Here is a 20,207-nt window from a genome sequence, read left to right as displayed (position 1 = left end):
GTTTTCAACAAAACAGCCCTAAAATTGAAATACGCAACTTTGCTCCTCCCCCAACTCTCTACTTCAACTTCACATAAAACTCCTTCGCCCGCAGGGCTTCCTGCTTTGCCTCCTCGGGTTTGCCTAATTTCTTTAACAGAGCCGCGCGGTGCTGATGGCAGGCGGCAGCCACGTAGGAGTCCGGGAAAGAACGGACCGAGCGGGTAAACAGGTCATAGGCCTGCTGTTGGGCAGCGGAATCTTTGCTTTTCATCAGGGCCAGCCCTTCCTGGTAATCCTGGAGCCAGCGTTTGGCGGTTTCGCCCATGCGCTCGGCCTCTACGGCGGCTTTGAACGGCGGCAAGGTGTGGAGGGAGTTCTTGGGCAGAATGTTTTGGGGCTGTTTTCCGAAAAAGGCCTCCAAAGCGGCTACATAGGCCAAGGCTTCCTGCCGGTTGTAGTCCGGGGTTTTCAGGCGGAGTTCTTCGGGAGGGTTTGTGAAGAAGGAAGCCTCGGCGATGACGGCGGGGATGCCGTAGGTGTCGCGCAGGACTTTGGCCCCAGCCGTGGGGAAGATGGTGTGGTCTGAGGCGATGCTGACCGGCACGTTGGTCTGGTAGTGCTTTTGGCGCAGCGCCTGGGCAATCTTGCGGGCCAGGTCCACGCTGGCGACGTTCTCTGAGGCGTAGCCGTGGTAGTAAATGACGGGGAAATTGGCGGTTCGGTCTGCCGTGGCGTTGTGGTGGATGGACAGGAACACCTCCGCCTTGTGCTGCACGGCCAGCCTTACCCGGTCATCGAAGGGGATGTTCTCATCAGCGGTGCGGGTCATGAGCACGGTGGCGCCTTTCTCTTCCAGCAGTTTCTGCAACAGGAGCGCCACGCGCAGGTTAATCCATTCTTCGCGCTCGCCGGTGGGGCCGATGCGGTACTGGTCGGTTTGGGCGGTGCCGCCGTGCCCGGCATCCAGGCAGATGACTTTGCCCGCCAGCGTTCCTTTTTTCTGCGCGATGGCGGCCATCGAGAAAAACATCAGAACAAAACCCAGAACAACCGCTGAGGTGCTACGCATAGAAAAGAAAATGAAGGTTATTTAATCAGTTTCGGGTCTACGTAGGTGCCGTAGCGGGTAGCGTTGCCCAACCGCCAGAAATACTGGTACAGCACGCCAGACGCCTCTTCCATCACCCGTTCGGCCTGACCGGGCACCTTGTAGTTCTCCATCATGGCCACGGCGTACGGACGCTCGGGCAGGAGCACCAGCGCCCACTCCGTGGAGACACCGTTCAGAATACCGGGCTTGAACGCCAGCGGCACGTTGGCGGGAATGCCGGAAGCCAGGCGGCTGGTTTCGCGGTTGGTCTTTTGCAGAATGGAGACAATCTCGGCGGAGGTAGCTTTGTTCAGGAACTCACCTTTGTAGAGCATCTGCAGAATCCTGGCGGCCTCGGCTGGGGTGGAAATGTTCTCCTCGCCCCGGCCAGATGCGGCGGCCTGAATCATCTTGCGCTGCACGCGCGTCTGTTTCAGGCCCATTTTCTGCAAAGAGGCATTGATGTTGGCCATGCCCACCAGCTCAATCAAGGCGTTGGTGGCGGTATTGTCACTGAGCGCAATCATGAGTACGGCCAGGTTCCGGATGCTGAAGGCGGTGCTGTCTACCAAATCTTTGATGATGCCGGTACCACCCACCACGTTGGCGGGCGCGATGCTCTGTAAATCAGTGAGGGCGAATTTCCCGCTCTGCGCCTGCCGGTAGACTTCCAGCAGAATGGGTACCTTGATGGCACTGGCCTGCGGAAACACCATCTCCTGGTTCACCCCGAAGGTCTCGCCAGAAGTTAAATCCACCACGGCTAGGCCGGTCAGAGCGGGTGATTTCTCCAGCAGGTCGCGGAGCTGCTTTTCGGTTTTCTGCCGGAGTTGCTCTTTGGGGCTGTTTTGGGCAAAAGCCTCTGAAAACAGAGTCAGGGAAAGAAGGGAAAGGAAAGGCAGAAGAAGTGCGCGCATAAGAAGGAAACAGGCCGATGAGCTTGAAAACCCAAGGTAACCGTTCGCGCTTAGACTTCAAAAAGGAGGCGTAAAACGTCCGCGGGAGTAATTGGCTCCCCCCACGCCTGGGCGAACTACATTGGCGCGCCAATCACGGAGAGCACCCCGTTGGCCAGGCAGTCTTTCCAGTACGTCAGAAAGGAGCGTTCGGTGCGCCGATTCACCTGGATCTTTCCCTGCCGCGGGGCTTTGCCGTCGTCCTCGCTTTCAGATTTCAGCACCAGTTTATTGGCCACCAGCGTTTTCAGTTTGCTCTTCAGCCCCTGCTTCCGCTCCTTTTCCTTGTTGAGAAGATCGATTTTGAAATCATCGTACTGCAGCTGAATGGAGCCTTGGGCCGAGGTGTTGGTCAGCTCTATGTTAAACGAACCTCGTTGCAGAATCCCGCTTTTCACGCGCACGAACATGCTGGGCTCCACCATGGGGTTCAGGATGGCCGGGTATCCCTTCCCGATGGTTCCTTCCATGGAATGGTAGCCGTTGGGGTCCAGCAAAGCCATTCTGACGGTGGCCTGTAGCTGCGCCTTGCCCATGAGCCAGCCGCTGCCGCGTAACACCGCTGGTTTCTTCCGGGAGATCAGGTTCTTGTCATTGGTGAGGTTGGTGAGCGTGAGGTCAATGTTGCTGCCGGTCACGTAGCCGGTTTTGAAAGCCTTCTCGGCCAGTTCCTCGTACCGCACGTACAGGTCGCGCACCTTAGTGGTGCGGATGTTCACCCCGAAGGTGAGTTTCTGCACCAGGTCATGGGGCATGAGCCCCGAGCCTTTGGTGGGATAGTTTCTCCCGTCTTTGTAGGCCTGCACCCGCGGCTTCTGCACCACCAGCGTCCCGATGTAGACGTTGGAATTCCGGAACAAGGTGCCAAAATCCACCTTGCTCATGGTCACGGCCGGCACCTGCACGTTGAACCGGGTCACGGCCACTCCCTCCCGCCGGGACATTTCGGCGGCACTGCGCAGGGGAAGGAGCTGCAGGCGGGCCAGAGTCACTTCGCGGGCCTGGGTAGACGCTTGCAGTTTCTCGCTTTTGAGGCGGTAATTGCCGTCGGGCAGAACCCAGGAAGCCTGCGCCGCCGATGCCGTGATCTTTTTGCTGTAATACGCGCGGTCTGGGTCTCGGAAGGAAGCACTGTCCAGCTGCACCCCCTCGGCTTGCAGGTCTACCCCGGCAACTGAAAACGCAGGGGTTTTGCGGTTGGGCGAATCATGGTACCGGAAGGTACCGTTTTTGATGCGGATCTCCCGGATGGCCATTTCCCGGAACTGCTTTCCCACCTCCTCGTGCAGTGGTTTAGACGAGGTGTCTTCCTTCATTTTCCGGAGTTCCCATTCTAGGTTGTCCAGGTGAATGGAACTCAGCCCGAACGCTCCGCCGAAAAGCAACTTGAGAAAAGGAATGCCGCGCACCTGCACTTGGGAGGATGTCACTTCTGAGAGACTCGCTGAGGCCTGACTGGGCGACTGCCGCTGCACCTGCTGCCAAACGGCCGCATTGGGGGTAAGCCGCACCGAGTCCAGCGTCGCCGATCCGGCTAAAAGCGAAATATCTAGCCCGGCCATCTGCAACTCATACACGCCCTTGGATTGGGTATGCACCTGCTTCTTGACCTTTTCCTCGGCCCAGGAATCCAGATTCTGCGACACGATCAGCAGCAGCACCAGAACGACCAACAGCACCGAGCCGCCCGCCACCAGGTACTTCTTTCCTCTCGCCATCTGTTTTGATTCGTGTTCCACCGCAAACGTTTTCGTTAGGCCCTCTTGTACGTAGCCCACCCAAAAGCAACCGTACAAACCGCAAGCATTCAGCAAAATAGTTTCTGTTACTGTCTAGTGTTGCACCCGTCTGCTTTTCCGCGCCCAATCGCTGCTTGGCTGCAGACCTTTAAGGCACGGGAGAAGCTTGGGCACACCTTGCCGTTTCAGGGTCCGTTTTCGTAAAAGAGCCCCAAAACAGTTCACGCGTGGGGCCGCAAAGGCAAAAGATATACCGGTAAACCGAAGGTTCATTCTACAGAATCACGCCGGGAGGTGTACCTTTACAGGCAATTACCTTTATCAGAACCAACGCATCTATGTTACCAGACACCCAGGCGCCAGAGCAAGACGAACACGAAGAGTACTACCGGGCCTATTTTGGGGTGGACGCCGATTATTACCTGCGCAAGCTGGAGCAGTACCGGGCAGGCACCAAGATCACCTTTAACATAGGGGCCTTTTTCTTCGGGATTTTCTGGATGCTGTACCGCCGGATGTACAAACAAGGCATTCTGGTGATGATTGCCTTAACCTTAGAATCTTACCTGCTGGGGCTGGCCATTGAGCACTTTGCGCTTTCTGAAGGGAACGCCAAACTGCTAAACAACCTCTCTACGGTTCTCTGGAGTACCGCCGTGGGGTTCCTGGGCAACTGGCTCTACCTGCGGCAGACGCAGGCCAAAGTTACCCAGGCGCTGGAAGAGGAAGAAAGCGAATCAGACATCCGCCACCGCCTCGCTGTAGAAGGAAGCATTACCTACATTCCGCACATTATCATCGCGGCCCTTATCCTGTTGCTGATGCTGGTGTTACAGTTCAACAAATAACCCGGCTTTCGATTTTCCCCTCGATATATCATTTCAGCCCTGGATTGATGGTCTTTTCCGGAATCCAGGTCTAAAACCGCTCTGTCAGATAACCGGACGAGATGCGAATCCACGCCAATCAAATCCAGGCCACCTGAGTCGCCCGGCTCCCTATATCCGTGCGCCCAGACCAACCGGCGTTTTCCGCCTCTTTTGGTAAAAACAGGCAACAATCAGGGAAAACGCCTGTTACCAATAAGTTAGCGTAGCGTTACTGGGACGGGCTTTATAACCCTGCCTTGGATGGAACGCCTGTTGGAGGAAACCCGGCGAAGAAGAATACCATCGGTGCGACTAAGCAGGACATATAATGATACTACCTCTTCAGAATGGAAGGAAGCAGCACCGGCACATTTTATGAATCCTTTACATAAGAACGTAAGGCATATTCAAAACTGTGTTCCCTATCTTCTTTTTAATTGAATATATTTTATAAATATTTGCACAGATATATAACAAAGATTAAGTTTTTACCCGTACCTTCATATTATAATACGTAAACCCAACTGTCTACTATCTTTCAATAGAGCCTGCATCATTGCTCTAAAACAAACGATACGCATGATTTCTGTAGCATCACTTCAAAGAAAAAAGGGAGAAGGCTGTTCAAAGAAAAAGAAAGAAGAACCGGTAGAACCTCTACGCAACTTCGGTAGATACTGAAGCAGAATCAGATTCAGCTGGCCCACCTATGAATAACCGGGTGAGGCTTTTACGGCAACACAATGGCGGGAGGTCTCTGGTTACCGGAACGAATTCAGCCAGACCTCCTTCACAACCTACATTTTCCCTGGCAGGAGCTGGGCTCATTCAGCCCCCGCGCAGGGAAGACTACGAACACGACACAAAATAAAATTATCATACGAACCAAAGGCATGGATCCTACCGCTCCAACAAATACGACCAACCCAACCGATGAGACACCTGAAAAGCCCGGAATCCTTTACATAGACAGTGAAGAAGACAATCTGGTGGTTTTCAAGTCTTCTTTCAGGAGGTACTTCAAAGTTTTTACCGCGATGTCTGGTGAGGAGGGATTACGGATCCTGAACAGTGAACCAATTTCTCTGGTGATTACGGACCAACGGATGTCCAAAATGACTGGTGTCCAGTTCCTCAAGAACCTGCCCGAAGACCGGGATCTGATCAGGATCATCCTGACGGGTCACAGCGATACCGCGTCCATTCTGGATGCCATCAACAGTGGCAAGATCTACCGCTACATCCTGAAACCATGGGAAAAGGAAAACCTGAAAAACGTTATGGAGTCTGCGGTGGAGGAGCTGAAGCAGCGCCAGGCCAACAGAAAGCTGGTGGAGGAGTTAAAATCTGAAAAGGAACGGCTGGAGCAAAAGATAGCTGAACTCACCCAACAAATGAACCAACAGAAGTCCAAATCTGCAAAACCAGACAAAGACACCCAGAACGACTAATCTGTCATCTGAAGCAGCTAGTCTTTTGTCTGGGTAGAACGCAGGTGTTGCTGTATTGGCTTTCCTACACGAGTACGTTACATTTCTTGCCCAAGGGCTGATTTTGATCAAAAGCCTTTACATTATCCATGTTTCCTGAAAGGTTGCAAGTGGTTTCTATACATCTTAGAAAAACAAGGTTCTGTTTTAATCTTCACTAAGCTATTGCCTCGTTTCGGCCTTTGAGTGGTATAGCTTTACTCAGTGGTATAACAATTAAGAGTGTAGCATCCCCATGAGAACCAGTTTATTGCTGCTGTATACCATCAGGCACACCCCAACCTTTTCCTAGAAGGCAGTTCTCATCCTGTTTGCTGAAGTTTTCTGATGCAGGAAAGTACTGTAGCAACGAAACGGTAATCACCTGGAGGAGCTGTTAGCCTGTTCTATTGCAAAATCCTTTCGGGTAGTTCGCTCAAAACAGAAAAATCTCCTCAGTTTACTTGGTTCTGAGACTTTGCTATCGGTTTATCCCTCGTAAACCCACCCTCCCATGCATCAATTAGATACAATTAATAATATTTATAGTATAAAATCATTAATTTCAAATTAGTTTATGTATATTTAAAAATAATAAAGTAATATTATATCATTTCGCGTAAAGGTGTATAGTTTAACTGTAGCCTTCACAACATTACCGCTTGAGTATGCTTCAAAACAAAGTAGGCAATGAGCAGTGGGAGTGGGAAATTACCGCCCGTACTCATTACTGGGGAATCGTTTTCAAGGAGCTATGGCATTACCGCCATTTGTCGTATAGCCTGATCAGAAAGGATTTCCTCCTGAACTACCAGCAAACGGTGTTAGGTCCTTTCTGGCTGCTCTTCCAACCGTTACTTACACTGGCTACCTATCTTCTGGTTTTCAATAAGTTGATTGGGGTCTCCACGGGCCAGCTGCCGCCCGTGCTGTTCTATATGTCGGGCATTGTGCTGTGGAATTTCTTCAATGACACGTTCCTCAGCACGTCCTTTATCTTCAAGGAGAATGCGCAGCTGTTCAGCAAAGTGTATTTCCCCCGGCTGATCATCCCCTTTTCCCAAATGGGTACCCAGATTTTGCGCTTCGGCATCCAGTTTTGCATGCTGTTGGCCATGACGGGTTTTTACGTCTTCTACAAGGGCTACTCCTTCCCTACCACGTACCTGATCTTCACTTTACCCTTCACCATCTTGCTGGTTGGCCTTACCGGACTGGCCCTGGGGATTGCCTTTTCCGTGATCACGGCCAAGTATCGCGACATCATCAACCTGGTCTCGTTCGGGGTTCGGCTACTGATGTTTCTTACCCCTGTGCTGTATCCGGTCAATTTCGTCCCAAGCAACATCAGGTGGATTGTTCAGTTTAATCCGCTCACGTCCTACTTTGAACTGTTCCGCTTGTCTTTACTGGGCGAAGGGGTCGTTTCAGGGCCGCATCTGGCGTATAGCATAGGCGTTACGTTAGTTCTTCTGGGGCTCTCCGTGGTGGTTTTCAACAAACAGGGTGACAAACTTATAGACGTTGTATAACATGGGAGAAGTTGTCATTCAAGTAGAGAATCTTTCCAAGGTCTACCAGTTGGGTACCATCGGGACGGGGTCTTTGAAGCAGGACCTTTCCCGCTGGTGGACCACCTCGGTGCTTAAAAAGGAAGACTCCTTTTACCATCCCACTTCGTCTGAGGAAACCGAAGCTTCGGACGGACGGCAGAAAGCCTTCTGGGCGCTGCGGGAACTCTCTTTCGAGATCCGGCAAGGCGAAGTCTGGGGCATCATCGGGAACAATGGCGCGGGGAAATCCACGTTGCTGAAAATCATCTCCCGCATTGTGAAACCCACCAAAGGCGTGGTGCGCGGCAAAGGAAAGATCAGCAGCCTTCTGGAGGTGGGCACCGGCTTTAACCAAGAACTGACCGGCCGCGAAAACATTTTCCTGAGCGGCTATATTCTGGGCATGTCTAAACCCGAGATCAAAGCAAAGTTTGACGAGATCGTTGACTTTTCAGGAATAGAGAAGTTTCTGGATACCCCCGTGAAGCGCTACTCCTCGGGCATGTACGTCCGGTTGGCCTTTGCGGTGGCCGCTCACCTGGAGCCTGACATTCTCATCATTGACGAAGTACTGGCCGTTGGCGATGCCGAGTTCCAGAAAAAATGCCTGGGCAAGGTGCGGGACGTTTCCAAAAGCGAAGGACGCACCATTCTTTTTGTGAGCCACAGCATGCAGGCGGTAGCAAGCTTATGTGACCACGGCCTGTGGCTCCAGAAAGGGAAACTCATGGAAACCGGCAAAGCCTCTACCGTCATCAATAACTACATTAAGGGAGTAAAGAAATTCCAACTGCACCACTCCTGGAACAACTTAGTGGAAGCCCCGGGAAATGACCTGATCCGGTTCAAGAGCATCCGGTTAGTGCCGCAGTACAGCAGTGCAGAGGCGCCTTTAGATATCAGAACGCCGCTCACCGTCAAGTTCCAGTTCTGGAATTTGGTAGATGGACAGGAACTGAGCGTAGGGTTGCACCTATTCTCCTATGGCGGGGAGTGCATTTTTGATGTGCCTTCTCCCAGCCTCCCGTGCCAGAAAGGCCTGGTGGAGGGCGAATGCACCATCCCCGGCGATTTCCTCAACGATGGTTCTTACTACATTTCCCTGATTGTGGTGAAAGACACCTCCGTGAATCTTTTCTACTACGAAGAGTGCCTGTCGTTTGAAGTGGAGGATTACCGGGGCGACATCAAATGGTTTGGCAAGTGGATGGGGGCCGTGCGCCCTTCTTTCCCGTTCCGGATAGCGCAACAAGAATTGGTAATAGAGCAATAAAACCGTACCGGCCATGAAAGCGCATGCTCCCTACCAAATCACGCACCTCGCTCTGGAGAACCAAGGGTTTACCCTGCCCCACCTCACTACCCAGGAACAGGGAAACTACCTCGTGTTCTGGTGGGATCAGCTGGCGTTAGGCCACCTGTTTCTGGCCCCGAATTCAGAAATAAGCCCGGAAACGTACCCTGCCTTAGTCCTGAAAGCCATCCAACCAGCCATAGACCACTACGCTACTTCAATTGGCGCGCCGGCCGACTGGATACACAAATTCAAGCCGGAAGAGCCGCAGCAATGGGTTTCCTGGCTAGAGAAAATTATTGCTCCTCAGCTTCCGGCTTCCGTTCCGGCCCAAGTAAAAGTATCGGTGGTGATCTGTACCCGCAACCGGGCTCCGCAGCTGGAACGGTGCCTGGCCATGTTACGGGACTTAAAGTGTCTTCCCCGGGAAGTGATTGTGGTGGATAACGCTCCTTCCGATTCCAGCACCCAACAGGTGGCACAGAAATTTGAGGAAGTCACCTACGTGAAAGAACCGCGCCCGGGCCTGGATTTCGCCCGGAACACCGGGGTAAAAAATGCCAGTACTCCCCTGGTGGCGTTTGTGGACGATGATGTGGTGGTGCATCCGTTGTGGGTGTACCGGGTATGGGAAACCTTCCAGAACCCCTGCACCGCCGCCATGACCGGATTGGTGATTGCCTCAGAACTGGCCTCGGAGGCGCAATATATATTTGAGCAACACTGGAGCTTTAACCGAGGATATCAGGACAAATGGTATGACGACGCCTTTTTCAACTCCAACCTGACCCTGGGTCCGCCGGTCTGGGAAATTGGGGCTGGGGCCAATATGGCATTCCGGAAAGCGGTGTTTGAGCAGGTAGGCTACTTTGACGAGATTCTGGACGTGGGCGCCGCTGGCTGCAACGGTGACTCTGAGATGTGGTTCCGGATTTTGGCCCACGGATTAACCGTTCACTACAACCCCAGAGCCATTGTCCACCATGAGCACCGGAGGGAACTCAGCGGCCTGAAGAAGCAGATTTTCTTTTACATGCGGGGCTTCACCGCAGCCGCCTTACTTCAGCAGCAGCAGCAGCCACGGGCCAATTACAAAAGGCGTTTAGGGCGCGTTTTCCCCAAATACTACCTATTCCTGGCCCTGCGAGGCTTTCCGTTTTACCGGAACCGCACCAGCACCCTCTGGGCCGAGATGAAGGGAATTCTCTCCGGCTATCGGTATTACCGGAAGAACTGGCAGAACTCCTCGGTTTCTCCCAATGGTATAAGCCCCTCTAAAAGCAAACCGAAGGCAGAAAAAGTGCTCACCCCATTACCCTAGAAGCGGAATCACCCTTATAGCCATGACTTTAATCGTACCCACCCAAGCCCCTACATCCCTGAGCGCCGAACAGCCGTCTCAGCAGGCGATGCCGTTGGTTTCGGTGGTGATTCCGTGTTATAACCATGGCCAGTACCTGCGGGAGGCGATCAGGAGTATCCAGAACCAGGCGTACCCCGCTGTTGAGATCATCGTGGTAGATGATGGCTCCGTAGACAACACCCGGCAAGTAGCCGAAAGCCTGGACGATGTCCGGTACGTGTACCAGGAGAACCAGGGACTCTCGGCGGCCAGAAACACCGGCATTGCACACTCCAACGGCGAGCTGCTGCTTTTCCTGGATGCCGACGACTGGCTGCTCCCAGACGCCCTCTCGATTAACGCCTCTTTTCTGCAAAAGAACCCAAAACTGGCGTTTGTCTCCGGGGCGCACGACAAGGTCTTTGAACAGGAAGGAATCACCCAGGAAGAGATATGGGAAGTTCCCTGTGCGCACTACCAGCACCTGCTGCAGGGCAACTACATTGGCATGCACGCCACCGTCATGTACCGGCGGTGGGTGTTTGAGGAAGTGCGGTATGACCCTGCCCTGCGCAGCTGCGAGGATTATGATTTGTACCTCCGGATTGCCCGAAAGCATCCGGTGGCCCACCACACCCAGAAGATCGCGGCCTATCGGCTCCACACCTCTAATATGTCGGGGAACATTCCGCGGATGTTGTATTCTGTATTGCTGGTCTTGAGACGGCAACACCAGAACCTGGAATCGGCGGCGGAGCGGGCGGCGTTCGCCAGAGGACAACAGATCTGGAAAGAGTATTACTGCCGCCTGCTGTACGCGAAAGCTATTACTGAAACCGGTTCCCCCTCGCCCGACCATCTGCTCACGCTCCTGAAACATCAGCCCTGGCTGTTTATAAAGTATTATTTAAGAAAAGGGAATATGCTTAAATCATTGATCAAGAAAACGACACCGGCCTTCGGGCTGAGATGGCTGAACAGAGTGGGGCTGTACCAAAACCATTTACCGGCGGTGGGCAAAGTCAGTTTAGGCGACTTCCGGCGGACTTCCCCCCTCAGCCGGGAATTTGGCTATGACCGGGGTGGCCCGGTAGACCGCTATTATATTGAAGACTTCCTGAAGAAAGAGTCCTCCTCCATTGCCGGAAGAGTTCTGGAGATTGGTGACAATGAGTACACCCTCACCTTCGGTGGCAAAAGGGTCACCAAAAGCGAGATCCTCCACGTGAACGAAAACAACCCCATGGCCACCATCATCGGTGACATCAGCAATGCCCCGCAGATCCCTGACAACAGTTTTGACTGCATTGTACTAACCCAGACGCTGCACCTAATCTATGATTTCAAAGCGGCGCTGGCCACCTGTCACCGAATCCTGAAACCCGGCGGCACCCTGCTGCTCACGGTTCCTTACATCACGTCCATTGACAAAGACGAGTGGGGCGCTACCTGGTACTGGGCCTTTACGGACAAAGTCTTACGCCTGATCATGGCAGAATCCTTCCCCGGCGGTCAAGTGGAAGTGGGTTCTTACGGCAACGTGCTCACCGCCTCCGCTTTTCTGTACGGCATGGGCCGGTCTGAGATCTCCCAGGCAGAACTAGACAAATATGATCCCCAGTACCAGGTGATCAACACCGTGAAAGCCGTAAAAGCCTAAGTCCTTGAGAGCCCAGCTGCGCCATCTTTATACCAAACTCTTCGAGCCTCGGGCGGCCGTACTCATGTACCACCGCATCGCTGCCCCGAGCTCCGATATCTGGGAGATTGCGGTGAGCCCCGCCAACTTTGAGCAGCAGCTGGCTTTCCTGAAGAAAAAGTACCAGGTCATTTCTTTGCAGGAGATGGCCGATAGCGTGGCGAATAAAAAGATCAGGCGAAACAGCGTTGCCCTCACGTTTGACGATGGATACGTTGACAACTACCTCCAGGCCAAACCGCTGCTGGAGAAGTACGAACTGCCCGCCACGTTTTTTATCTCTTCTGGTAATATTGGCCAGGAAACGCCTTTCTGGTGGGATGAACTGGAGCAGCTGATTTTGTTCACTCAGCAATTACCCGCCACGTTCCGCCTCGGTCAGTTTCAAAGCCAGGCTGATTTAAAAGATGAGAACTACCTCACCGAGGACTTGCGGTTGAAACACACCTCCTGGCGCGCGTGTGACGAAGCACCTCCCACAAGCCGGGCGCAGTTGTATTACAGTCTGTGGCAGGAACTCAAGCCGCTTTCCCATGCCGTGCAGCAGGAAAAGATGCAACTGATCCGCGAGTGGGCCAACCCTTCCGGTGAAACCCTGCCCGAGCTGAAAAGCATGTCATTGGCCCAACTGCAAGAGCTGGGGCGGAACCACCTTTTTGAGATTGGGGCCCACACGGTGTCTCATCCGGCTCTCGCGTTTCACGAGGCCCCTTACCAGAAAAGGGAACTGGCTGAAAACCGGGAGTTCCTGCGGCAAGCAACCGGCCAGGGAGTTGATCTGGTAGCTTACCCTTATGGCAATTACAACACCGATACCCTGGCAACCGTGGCCAGCCTCCAGTTCAAGGCCGCCTTCACCACCGAGGAACGGACGATTAACACACAAGCCCACCCACACCGGCTGGGCAGATTTCAGGTCAAGAATTTGCCGGCCCAAGAGTTCAGTCAGGCGCTCAGCCGTTGGTAACGAATTTTAAATTGATGCAAGATGAGCACTGTTTCCTTCCCACTCGTTTCCGTTATCATTGCTTTTCTGAACGAGGAACGCTTTCTGCCGGAGGCCATTGAAAGCGTTCTCCAGCAGGAGTACGCGTCGTGGGAACTTCTTTTGGTAGACGATGGCTCTACGGACCGCAGCACCCAGATCGCCCAGGAATACGCCACCCACTTCCCGGGTAAGGTTATCTACCTGGAGCATGCAGGCCACGCCAACAAAGGTTTAAGCGCAAGCCGCAACCACGGACTTGCCAAAGCCAGAGGCCAGTACATCGCTATTCTGGACGCCGATGATGTTTGGCTACCCGGTAAACTGTCTCACCAGATGGCTATTTTTCAACGGCACCCGGAGGTAACCATGATCGCGGAGGCGTCTGATTACTGGTATAACTGGGAAAATTTACACAAGGAGAATGTCATCATACCGGTTGGGGCCCCGCAGGACCAGGCCTACTCACCACCCGCTTTGCTCAAACATCTGTATCCACTGGGTACCGGGGCCGCCCCGGTACCCAGTGGGTTGATTCTGGAGAAAACTGCCTTCAGAAGATTAGGCGGCTTTGAAGACTCTTTCCGAAAAGAATTCGGGTTGTATGAAGACCAGGCTTTTTTAAGCAAAGTGTACCTGAGAGAGAACGTGTACGTCTCCTCGGCCTGTAACAACCGCTACCGGCAACGGCCAGAATCCATCGTCTCCAGTGTCCACGCCGACGGGAAGTACCATGCCGTCCGGAAGTTTTTCCTGCTCTGGTTTCAGGAATATCTGCAGAAGGAGAATATCCAGGATAAAACCGTGCGTTCCCTGATGCAGAAAGCGCTCTTCCGCTATGAGTTCCCGCGTTTGTATTCGCTTTCCAACAAAGTTCTGAGTAAAATCAAAAGTTTCTAGTGTTACGCGATGGAGTAGCCGAACCTCGTATGCCAAAGATCACCGTTTTGATGCCCGTGTATAATTCTGAGAAGTTCTTGCGGGAAGCCATGGACAGCATCCTGCAGCAGACCTTTCGGGATTTCGAGTTTCTGATCATCGATGACGGTTCCACGGATCGCAGCGTGGAGATCATCCAGTCCTATACCGATCCCAGAATCAGTTTTTACCAGAACGAGCAGAACCTGGGCATTTCGCCTACCCTGAACAAAGGCATCCACCTGGCCAAGGCCGACCTCATCGCCCGCATGGATGCGGATGACCTCTGCTACCCCACCCGGCTGCAACGGCAGTTCGAGTACATGCAGGCCCACCCCGACTGCGCCATGGTCTCCTCGCTAGTGCGGGTTATCTCCGAAACGGGCGAGACCGTGCGGCATGACCGGTTTGAAAGCCGTTTTCTCTACTACAATCTTAACTTCATCTGCTGGATTTACCATCCTACGGTGCTGTACCGCCGGCAAGCCGTGCAGGAAGTAGGAATGTACACGGCCGCCTATTCAGAAGACTTTGAACTGTTCTGGCAACTGGCCCGCAACCACAAAATCCATAACCTGCCTGAGGTGTTACTGGATTACCGGGTTACTGGCCAAAGCTTACACCAGGTGCTGAAAAAGCAGGAATACGATCAGGCACAGAAAGAGCAGCTTCTCAGAAACTTTCGCTACTACGCGGGCGAACACTACACGCTTCCAGAAAAGTACCTGGCGTGTTTTCAGCACGATTTTACCTTTTTGCTCCAGGAACAGAAAATTGGCAGCCTCTTAGAATGCCTCCAGGCCCTGGACTTTCTGAACCACCAGATCATTGGCAAAGAGAACGTCAACCGTGATGTCCATGACATGCAGGAAGCGGCCCGCATCAAAAAGAAGTTCATTATTTCAACTCTGGCCAGACGCTTACCCAGAGGCAAAGCCATTTTGTTTCTACTCCGACTGGGGAAGATCAAGTTCTTGACGCATCTGATTACCTCACACCTGCTCAGGCGCGTATAAAATATTATATTTTTTATCAGTATTATTAAATAAAAGCCGTAAATTTAACTAACAAAACAAATGGGCTTTCGCGGGAGAAGACTGCCTGCCGGTGAAAAGGAGTTAGCCTTTCAGAACAGACTAAATATTAATTTTTTTATAAAAGTATCTGAGGTTCATCTTGGGAGCGCCTATCTGTTGCGTCAAAGAAACGAACGCATTCTGAACGCTTTCTAGCCCTGCTCCCGAGAAGCGCTGACCACGCAGGGACCGCTTTGGGTTTATCCAAGTCACTGATCTACATCATCTCCCAGCATCAGCGACCTGGCGTTTTAGGCCCCAAAAGCTAAAAACGGCCTCAAAACAGATAGTTAGACAAGCCCCTGCTCACCAGAGGAAATTTCATTGGTGCTTTTAAACACGGCAAAACGGTTGGAACAGAAATTACTCATACACCCTGATCTAAAAGCAAATAACTTTGATTTGCTTAGATTTCTGCTCGCCGTAGCGGTTATCTACAGCCACTGCTATGTTATTTACTATGGGGCAGTACGAGACACAGAGCCTTTCATGCTCTTTTCCCAAAACCAGACAGATCTGGGCGGTATTGCCGTCAATGGCTTTTTTATCATCAGTGGCTTTTTAATTGTCTCCAGTTACCGGCACAGTAAGTCTACCCTTGAGTTTCTCAAGAAAAGAATCCTCAGAATCTACCCTGGGTTTATCGTCGCTTTCCTGATCAGTATGCTGGTCTTGGGTCCTTTGGGCACCTTTGATCAGGCGCATCCGCAGGGAAACGTGGCGCAATACTTCGAATTCCTCAGAAAAAAGCTGCTCCTGCTGAACCTGTTCACCTTGCAGGCCCCTTCGGCGGTTTTGTGTTTCCAGCCGTCCCCGCTGCCCAACCAACTCAATGAGTCTTTGTGGACCATTCAGTATGAGTTCATCTGTTACCTCACGGTGCCATTTATCGCATTTTTCAAGGTTTTCCGGCGGAAATGGGTGGCGGTCCTTGTTTTTACGGCAGCGTATCTGCTGCTGGTGCTGCAAGCTTCCTCCCAGCTATTCCTTTGGGAAGGGTACCAGGGCAAGCTCATCAGCAACCCGGTTTATTTTCCCAGGTTCTTCACCTATTTCTTTGCCGGATGCTGCGTCTATCTCTTCAGACGGAGACTACAGCGCAATCACCTGCTGGCCTTGCTAGCGCTCAGCAGCCTGATTACTTCCATGGTTTGGTTTGGCGGGTTTGATTTGGTAGCGCCCTTTTCGCTCACTTATCTGCTTTTCTACATCGCCTATCTCCCCCATATCCAACTGCAGAACTTTACCCGCTACGGCGATTTCTCATACGGTACTTATTTATACGCGTGGCCCATTCAGCAATTGGTCATGCTATTTGCCGGTGGGCAGTTAACGCCCGGGAGTTTATTTCTGGTGTCATTCGCTTTCACCGTAGTAGCAGCCTATGCCAGTTGGCACGGCATTGAAAAACATTTCTTAAAGCTGAAAGACAACCCCAGATGGTTGCCTTTTGCGCTGTTTACATTCCCGGTGTTTAGTGCCAGGAAATAGATTGGTGCCAACAGTAGGGCACCTGCAAATGTGCTGTAAGGAAGGAACCAGAAACAGGTTTTAAGCTCGTTTTCATGAAAATGGCTTAAAAACGCGCTATCTCCCTCAAAGGAAAGGGAGGTCGCCAAAGAAAGGACAACCGGCTTCGGTTCAAATAAAGTTTTAGTCATGCTTACAAGAATTCCCTCTTCGCCGCCAGCCATACGTCCCGTTCCCGCGGATGTGGCCAGACCGTTGTGGTCGGTCATGATACCGGTATATAACTGCGCCGCTTACCTGCCCGAAACGTTGGAGAGCGTCTTAAATCAGGGATTTTCTGCGGCGGAGATGCAAATAGAAGTCATTGACGATGCCAGCACCGATGCTGATATAGCCGATCTGGTACGACGCATGGGCCAGGGAAGAGTCACCTACTACCGCCAGCCGCAGAACGTGGGCAGTCTCCGCAACTTTGAAACCTGCCTTAACCGCGCGACAGGCACCTTGGTACACCTGCTCCACGGCGATGACCGGGTTCTGCCGGGCTTTTACCAGAAGATGGGGAACCTCTTCCAGAAGTACCCCACGGCAGGGGCCGCGCTGTGCCGGTTCCGGTACGTGAACGAGGCGGGCCGATGGCTGTATGATCAAACCCTTGAAATGCCACAGGACGGAGTTCTTGACAACTGGCTGCTCAGGGCCGCCGTCCGGAACCCTTCGCAATACGCCGCCACGGTGGTGAAGCGGGAAGTCTACGAAAAACTAGGCGGCTTCTATGGCTTGACCTACGGCGAGGACTGGGAGATGTGGGCCCGAATTGCGAAACATTACCCCGTCGCGTACACCCCCGAGCTACTGGCCGATTACCGCAAGCACTTCAGTTCCATTTCAAGCAGCAAATTCTTAACGGGCCAGAATTCAGGAGACATGCTGCAGGTCATGGAGATGATTCAGGCCTTATTGCCTCCCGAACACCGCAAAGAGGTGCTGCAGAAATCAAAGAAATTCTATGCCCATTACGGCATCAGGGTCGCGAACCAGGTCTGGCATTCGGCTCGCCACAAAGAAGGTGTCAAGGCGCAGATCAGGTATGCCCTGGGAATGCACCTGGACGCCCCCCTCCTGTGGGGAATTGCTAAAGTTTATGTTAAAGTTGCGCTTAATATCACATGAAAGTCGGAGTTTCCATCGTCATCTGCACCTACAACGGCGCTAAGCTCCTTCCGGAAACGTTGCGGCACATCGCCCTGCAACAGGTTCGGGCGGATGTACCCTGGGAGGTCATTGTGGTAGACAACGCTTCTACTGATGCAACCGCCCGTGTGGTGAAGGAGGAATGGCAGAAGCACCAAAATCCGGTCCGTTTCTCCTTACTGCACCAACCTAAACCCGGGCTCACCTTCGCCCGCGAGCTGGGGTATGCGCATGCGCAGTATGATTACATTTTGCTCTGCGACGATGACAATTGGCTTAGCCCCAACTATGTCAATCTGGCTTTCGATGTCATGGAAGAGAACCCCAACATTGGAGTTCTGGGCGGCTACGGCGATCTGGTCTACGAAGAAGAGCCGCCTTTCTTTGCCACGCAACTGCGGCTTTTCGCCAACGGCCACCAGGCCCCTGGCTCAGGGAAAGTTGCCAAAAATACTGTTTACGGAGCAGGCTGCGTGCTACGGAAATCAGCGTACGACCATCTTTTCCGGATGGGGTATAAACCCATTTTAACTGACCGACTGGCTTCGGCGTTGAGTTCTGGGGGAGATTATGAGATTTGCTATGCCCTGGCGCTGCTGGGGTATGACATCTGGTATGATGAGCGGCTTACGTTCCAACATTATATGGTCAAGGAGCGGCAAACCTGGGAGTACTACCTTCGCTACCTAAAGGAAAGCTCTTCCTGCTTTGAGGTGCTGGATGCGTATAACATCCTGATCAACCAGGGCAGCCGGTCTGTGCTCACGTTCAACTACCGCTTTTTAAAGGGATTCTTGTATTACCTGCAGGAAATCTCGCGTGTCACCTTGAAGAAAGCCACGCTAGATCCTTCCTCAGAGGAAGGCAAGATCAATACGTTGCTCTTCTTAGGCTATAAAACCAGGCTGCTTGGGTACAGAAAGTATTTCAAGGTGAAGGAGAACTTTGTGCAGTTACTCCATTTCAAGAATGAGAAGCTGGTGCCTAAGGTGAACCCCAAGGAGGATTCGTTTTTTTCAGCGCAGAAATTAAGCCACAAGGTACTATAAACTTCTGATCGGCAGAGCGTAGGTTCTGCCGACCGCCTTTCATTTTGCCACCTCTCCAACTTGGGGTTCGCTCAATGCCAATTGAAGTAGGAGTAGCTTTTTAACCTAGCGCAGGGATGCTTCTTTCTTTGAATATGCGACCAGTTCAAAGCTACTTTGTACGGAACGAGGTGAGTCTACCGCTATTTTAAGAGAAAGGCTACTTACCAATAGAGTCATTCTGACGTCTCATCGGTAAGTAGCCTTTCTTTAAACAGAGTAATAATTTCGCGTTAGCGACCCATCCAGTTCTAAGGGTTCAGCTGAAACAAGGACACCACCGTTTCTTTTTCCTCAAATTGCTCCTGCTGCTTTGCGCCCATTTTTGAAAAAGTAGCCTCTAAAGTTAGTCCCGGGACAAAGGCTTTGTCAAAGTACCAGGCGGGTTGTCCCACAAATCCACCGATGTTATTCCGCACGTGGGTATGGTACAGAAACCAGAGCCGTTTCTTCCCCTGGAATTGGTTGAAAGCCGGTGAGAGATTCTGCAGGTATTCATGCTGATTACCGGAGCTTTCTTTCAGGTCTTTGCCCTCTACCGCCGTAAACTTCAATTTATAGGCTTCTTTGTAGTATTCATAGGCGTGCCACATGTTCCAGTAGACGTACACCACATCGCCCGCCTTGAATTGCTCATTGATATACAGGAGCGCTTCCCGGTTGGCTTCCTTTTTATAGAAATTATCTGTATTCCTGATTTCACTGATTGCATTCCAAACGGGAGCGGCCAACAGCAGCAAACTCACCGCCAGCTTGACCGGCAGCTTCTCCGGGAAAACCTCCTGCAGCACCTGTGCCCCATACCCGATCAACAAAAGAAACATAGGAGCCAGGAACAGCACAAACCGTTCATGGAAAGGATAGAGTTGGAGACCGGAGGCAAGGAGCGTCAGCAGGATGGGAAAGACCAGCACCAGGTACTTTTGAAAATCTTTCCTGGGCATGAACACCAGCCCTGTACCCAGAAGCAACAAAGACATAAGCCTGAATTGAACGAATAGAAAGGAAAGCGATCCGGTAAACCTCATCTTCTGCCCCAGCGGGTGCTTTATCAAGGCATTTACTTTATGCAGAAACCAGGTAAGGTCCTCGGCCGATGATGGTGGCAAGGGCATATAGGCGCTATACACTTTCTCGAAGAAGACGGTCAGCCACCGGGAGTCCTGGTAGCGTCCCAGGAACAGGGCGTAGACGGCGGCGAAGGAGCACAGCCACAGGGCGGCGGGCAGCGCGTAGGGCAGGGACCGCCGCCAGCCGCCCCGCCGCAGCGCCCCCAGGCCCGCGGCCAGCCCCGTGCCGGCCAGCGCGAACACCGCCGAGTAGGAGAACCACAGCAGCAGCGCCCCGGCCAGCCCCCAGCCCAAGAGCGCCCTTGCCCCCGGCCGGGCGGGCAGGCGAACGTAGAGCAGCAGCGCCAGCACCGAGGCCAGCAGCTCGGTGCTGTACTGCTTGGCCTCCACGGCGTGGTAGACCGCCGGCGAGG

The 20,207-nt window shown here is 52.7% G+C and carries 16 protein-coding genes; 12 read left to right on the top strand and 4 right to left on the bottom strand.

The features are described from left to right. Positions 1-58: 58 nt before the first annotated feature. From H7U12_RS06290 to H7U12_RS06280, 3 genes are all read right to left on the bottom strand, one after another. Complete coding sequence (locus H7U12_RS06290; RefSeq protein ID WP_206683889.1) at positions 59-1,051, bottom strand: N-acetylmuramoyl-L-alanine amidase family protein; 993 nt, start codon at positions 1,049-1,051, stop codon at positions 59-61. A gap of 17 nt (positions 1,052-1,068) precedes the next feature. Beyond that, positions 1,069-1,989, bottom strand: coding sequence for a serine hydrolase (locus tag H7U12_RS06285; protein ID WP_186634662.1), 921 nt, complete (start codon positions 1,987-1,989; stop codon positions 1,069-1,071). Positions 1,990-2,105: 116 nt separating this feature from the next. Further along, entirely contained in the window at positions 2,106-3,746 is a 1,641-nt protein-coding gene (locus H7U12_RS06280; RefSeq protein ID WP_186634659.1) for an AsmA family protein, read from the bottom strand. 359 nt (positions 3,747-4,105) lie between these two features. Here H7U12_RS06280 and H7U12_RS06275 point away from each other — a divergent pair, with 359 nt between their 5' ends. The 12 genes from H7U12_RS06275 to H7U12_RS06220 all read left to right on the top strand — a co-directional run bounded on the left by H7U12_RS06275 (position 4,106) and on the right by H7U12_RS06220 (position 18,685). Continuing rightward, a complete protein-coding gene (locus H7U12_RS06275) occupies positions 4,106-4,615 on the top strand; it encodes a DUF2628 domain-containing protein (protein ID WP_186634656.1) in 510 nt (169 codons plus the stop codon). A 914-nt stretch (positions 4,616-5,529) separates the two neighbouring features. Then, the gene (locus H7U12_RS06270; RefSeq protein WP_186634653.1) at positions 5,530-6,087 is read left to right on the top strand and encodes a response regulator; all 558 of its coding nucleotides are present in this window, start codon (positions 5,530-5,532) and stop codon (positions 6,085-6,087) included. 686 nt (positions 6,088-6,773) lie between these two features. Next, positions 6,774-7,637 (top strand): ABC transporter permease, encoded by an 864-nt coding sequence (locus tag H7U12_RS06265; RefSeq protein ID WP_194362508.1) that lies wholly within the window; start codon positions 6,774-6,776, stop codon positions 7,635-7,637. Position 7,638: 1 nt separating this feature from the next. After that, positions 7,639-8,931, top strand: a complete 1,293-nt coding sequence (locus tag H7U12_RS06260; RefSeq protein ID WP_186634636.1) for an ABC transporter ATP-binding protein — start codon at positions 7,639-7,641, stop codon at positions 8,929-8,931. 13 nt (positions 8,932-8,944) lie between these two features. Then, positions 8,945-10,273 carry a glycosyltransferase family 2 protein gene (locus tag H7U12_RS06255; RefSeq protein ID WP_186634633.1) on the top strand — a complete coding sequence of 443 codons (1,329 nt, stop codon included), beginning with the start codon at positions 8,945-8,947 and terminating at the stop codon, positions 10,271-10,273. Between the two features lie 22 nt (positions 10,274-10,295). Further along, positions 10,296-11,954, top strand: a complete 1,659-nt coding sequence (locus tag H7U12_RS22585) for a glycosyltransferase (protein ID WP_241749188.1) — start codon at positions 10,296-10,298, stop codon at positions 11,952-11,954. A gap of 4 nt (positions 11,955-11,958) precedes the next feature. Beyond that, positions 11,959-12,960, top strand: a complete 1,002-nt coding sequence (locus H7U12_RS06245; protein ID WP_186634630.1) for a polysaccharide deacetylase family protein — start codon at positions 11,959-11,961, stop codon at positions 12,958-12,960. Positions 12,961-12,981: 21 nt separating this feature from the next. Then, entirely contained in the window at positions 12,982-13,878 is an 897-nt protein-coding gene (locus H7U12_RS06240) for a glycosyltransferase family 2 protein (RefSeq protein WP_186634628.1), read from the top strand. A 29-nt stretch (positions 13,879-13,907) separates the two neighbouring features. Beyond that, positions 13,908-14,912, top strand: coding sequence for a glycosyltransferase family 2 protein (locus tag H7U12_RS06235; protein ID WP_186634625.1), 1,005 nt, complete (start codon positions 13,908-13,910; stop codon positions 14,910-14,912). A gap of 387 nt (positions 14,913-15,299) precedes the next feature. Then, positions 15,300-16,463: an acyltransferase family protein gene (locus H7U12_RS06230; protein ID WP_255897502.1), complete on the top strand. Its 1,164-nt coding sequence runs from the start codon at positions 15,300-15,302 to the stop codon at positions 16,461-16,463. 168 nt (positions 16,464-16,631) lie between these two features. Next, positions 16,632-17,615, top strand: coding sequence for a glycosyltransferase family 2 protein (locus H7U12_RS06225; protein ID WP_241749187.1), 984 nt, complete (start codon positions 16,632-16,634; stop codon positions 17,613-17,615). After that, entirely contained in the window at positions 17,612-18,685 is a 1,074-nt protein-coding gene (locus H7U12_RS06220; protein WP_186634619.1) for a glycosyltransferase, read from the top strand. Before H7U12_RS06225 ends, H7U12_RS06220 begins: the two co-directional genes overlap by 4 nt. Before the next feature lie 290 nt (positions 18,686-18,975). Here H7U12_RS06220 and H7U12_RS06215 read toward each other — a convergent pair. Then, positions 18,976-20,207: hypothetical protein (locus H7U12_RS06215; protein WP_206683888.1), on the bottom strand; the 1,232-nt coding region annotated here is incomplete at its 5' end.

Source organism: Rufibacter sediminis (genome assembly GCF_014269285.1).
GTDB classification, from domain to species: domain Bacteria; phylum Bacteroidota; class Bacteroidia; order Cytophagales; family Hymenobacteraceae; genus Nibribacter; species Nibribacter sediminis.
The sequence above is the reverse complement of the archived record's forward strand: the minus strand, read 5'-3'. Positions and strand labels throughout refer to the sequence as shown.

Excerpts from the sequence above, each read along its gene's own strand:
- H7U12_RS06220 (WP_186634619.1), top strand. The coding sequence starts at position 17,612 with ATGAAAGTCGGAGTTTCCATCGTCATCTGCACCTACAACGGCGCTAAG.
- H7U12_RS06260 (WP_186634636.1), top strand. The coding sequence starts at position 7,639 with ATGGGAGAAGTTGTCATTCAAGTAGAGAATCTTTCCAAGGTCTACCAG.
- H7U12_RS06235 (WP_186634625.1), top strand. The coding sequence starts at position 13,908 with ATGCCAAAGATCACCGTTTTGATGCCCGTGTATAATTCTGAGAAGTTC.
- H7U12_RS06265 (WP_194362508.1), top strand. The coding sequence starts at position 6,774 with ATGCTTCAAAACAAAGTAGGCAATGAGCAGTGGGAGTGGGAAATTACC.
- H7U12_RS06275 (WP_186634656.1), top strand. The coding sequence starts at position 4,106 with ATGTTACCAGACACCCAGGCGCCAGAGCAAGACGAACACGAAGAGTAC.
- H7U12_RS06285 (WP_186634662.1), bottom strand. The coding sequence starts at position 1,989 with ATGCGCGCACTTCTTCTGCCTTTCCTTTCCCTTCTTTCCCTGACTCTG.
- H7U12_RS06290 (WP_206683889.1), bottom strand. The coding sequence starts at position 1,051 with ATGCGTAGCACCTCAGCGGTTGTTCTGGGTTTTGTTCTGATGTTTTTC.
- H7U12_RS06270 (WP_186634653.1), top strand. The coding sequence starts at position 5,530 with ATGGATCCTACCGCTCCAACAAATACGACCAACCCAACCGATGAGACA.
- H7U12_RS22585 (WP_241749188.1), top strand. The coding sequence starts at position 10,296 with ATGACTTTAATCGTACCCACCCAAGCCCCTACATCCCTGAGCGCCGAA.
- H7U12_RS06280 (WP_186634659.1), bottom strand. The coding sequence starts at position 3,746 with ATGGCGAGAGGAAAGAAGTACCTGGTGGCGGGCGGCTCGGTGCTGTTG.
- H7U12_RS06225 (WP_241749187.1), top strand. The coding sequence starts at position 16,632 with ATGCTTACAAGAATTCCCTCTTCGCCGCCAGCCATACGTCCCGTTCCC.
- H7U12_RS06240 (WP_186634628.1), top strand. The coding sequence starts at position 12,982 with ATGAGCACTGTTTCCTTCCCACTCGTTTCCGTTATCATTGCTTTTCTG.
- H7U12_RS06255 (WP_186634633.1), top strand. The coding sequence starts at position 8,945 with ATGAAAGCGCATGCTCCCTACCAAATCACGCACCTCGCTCTGGAGAAC.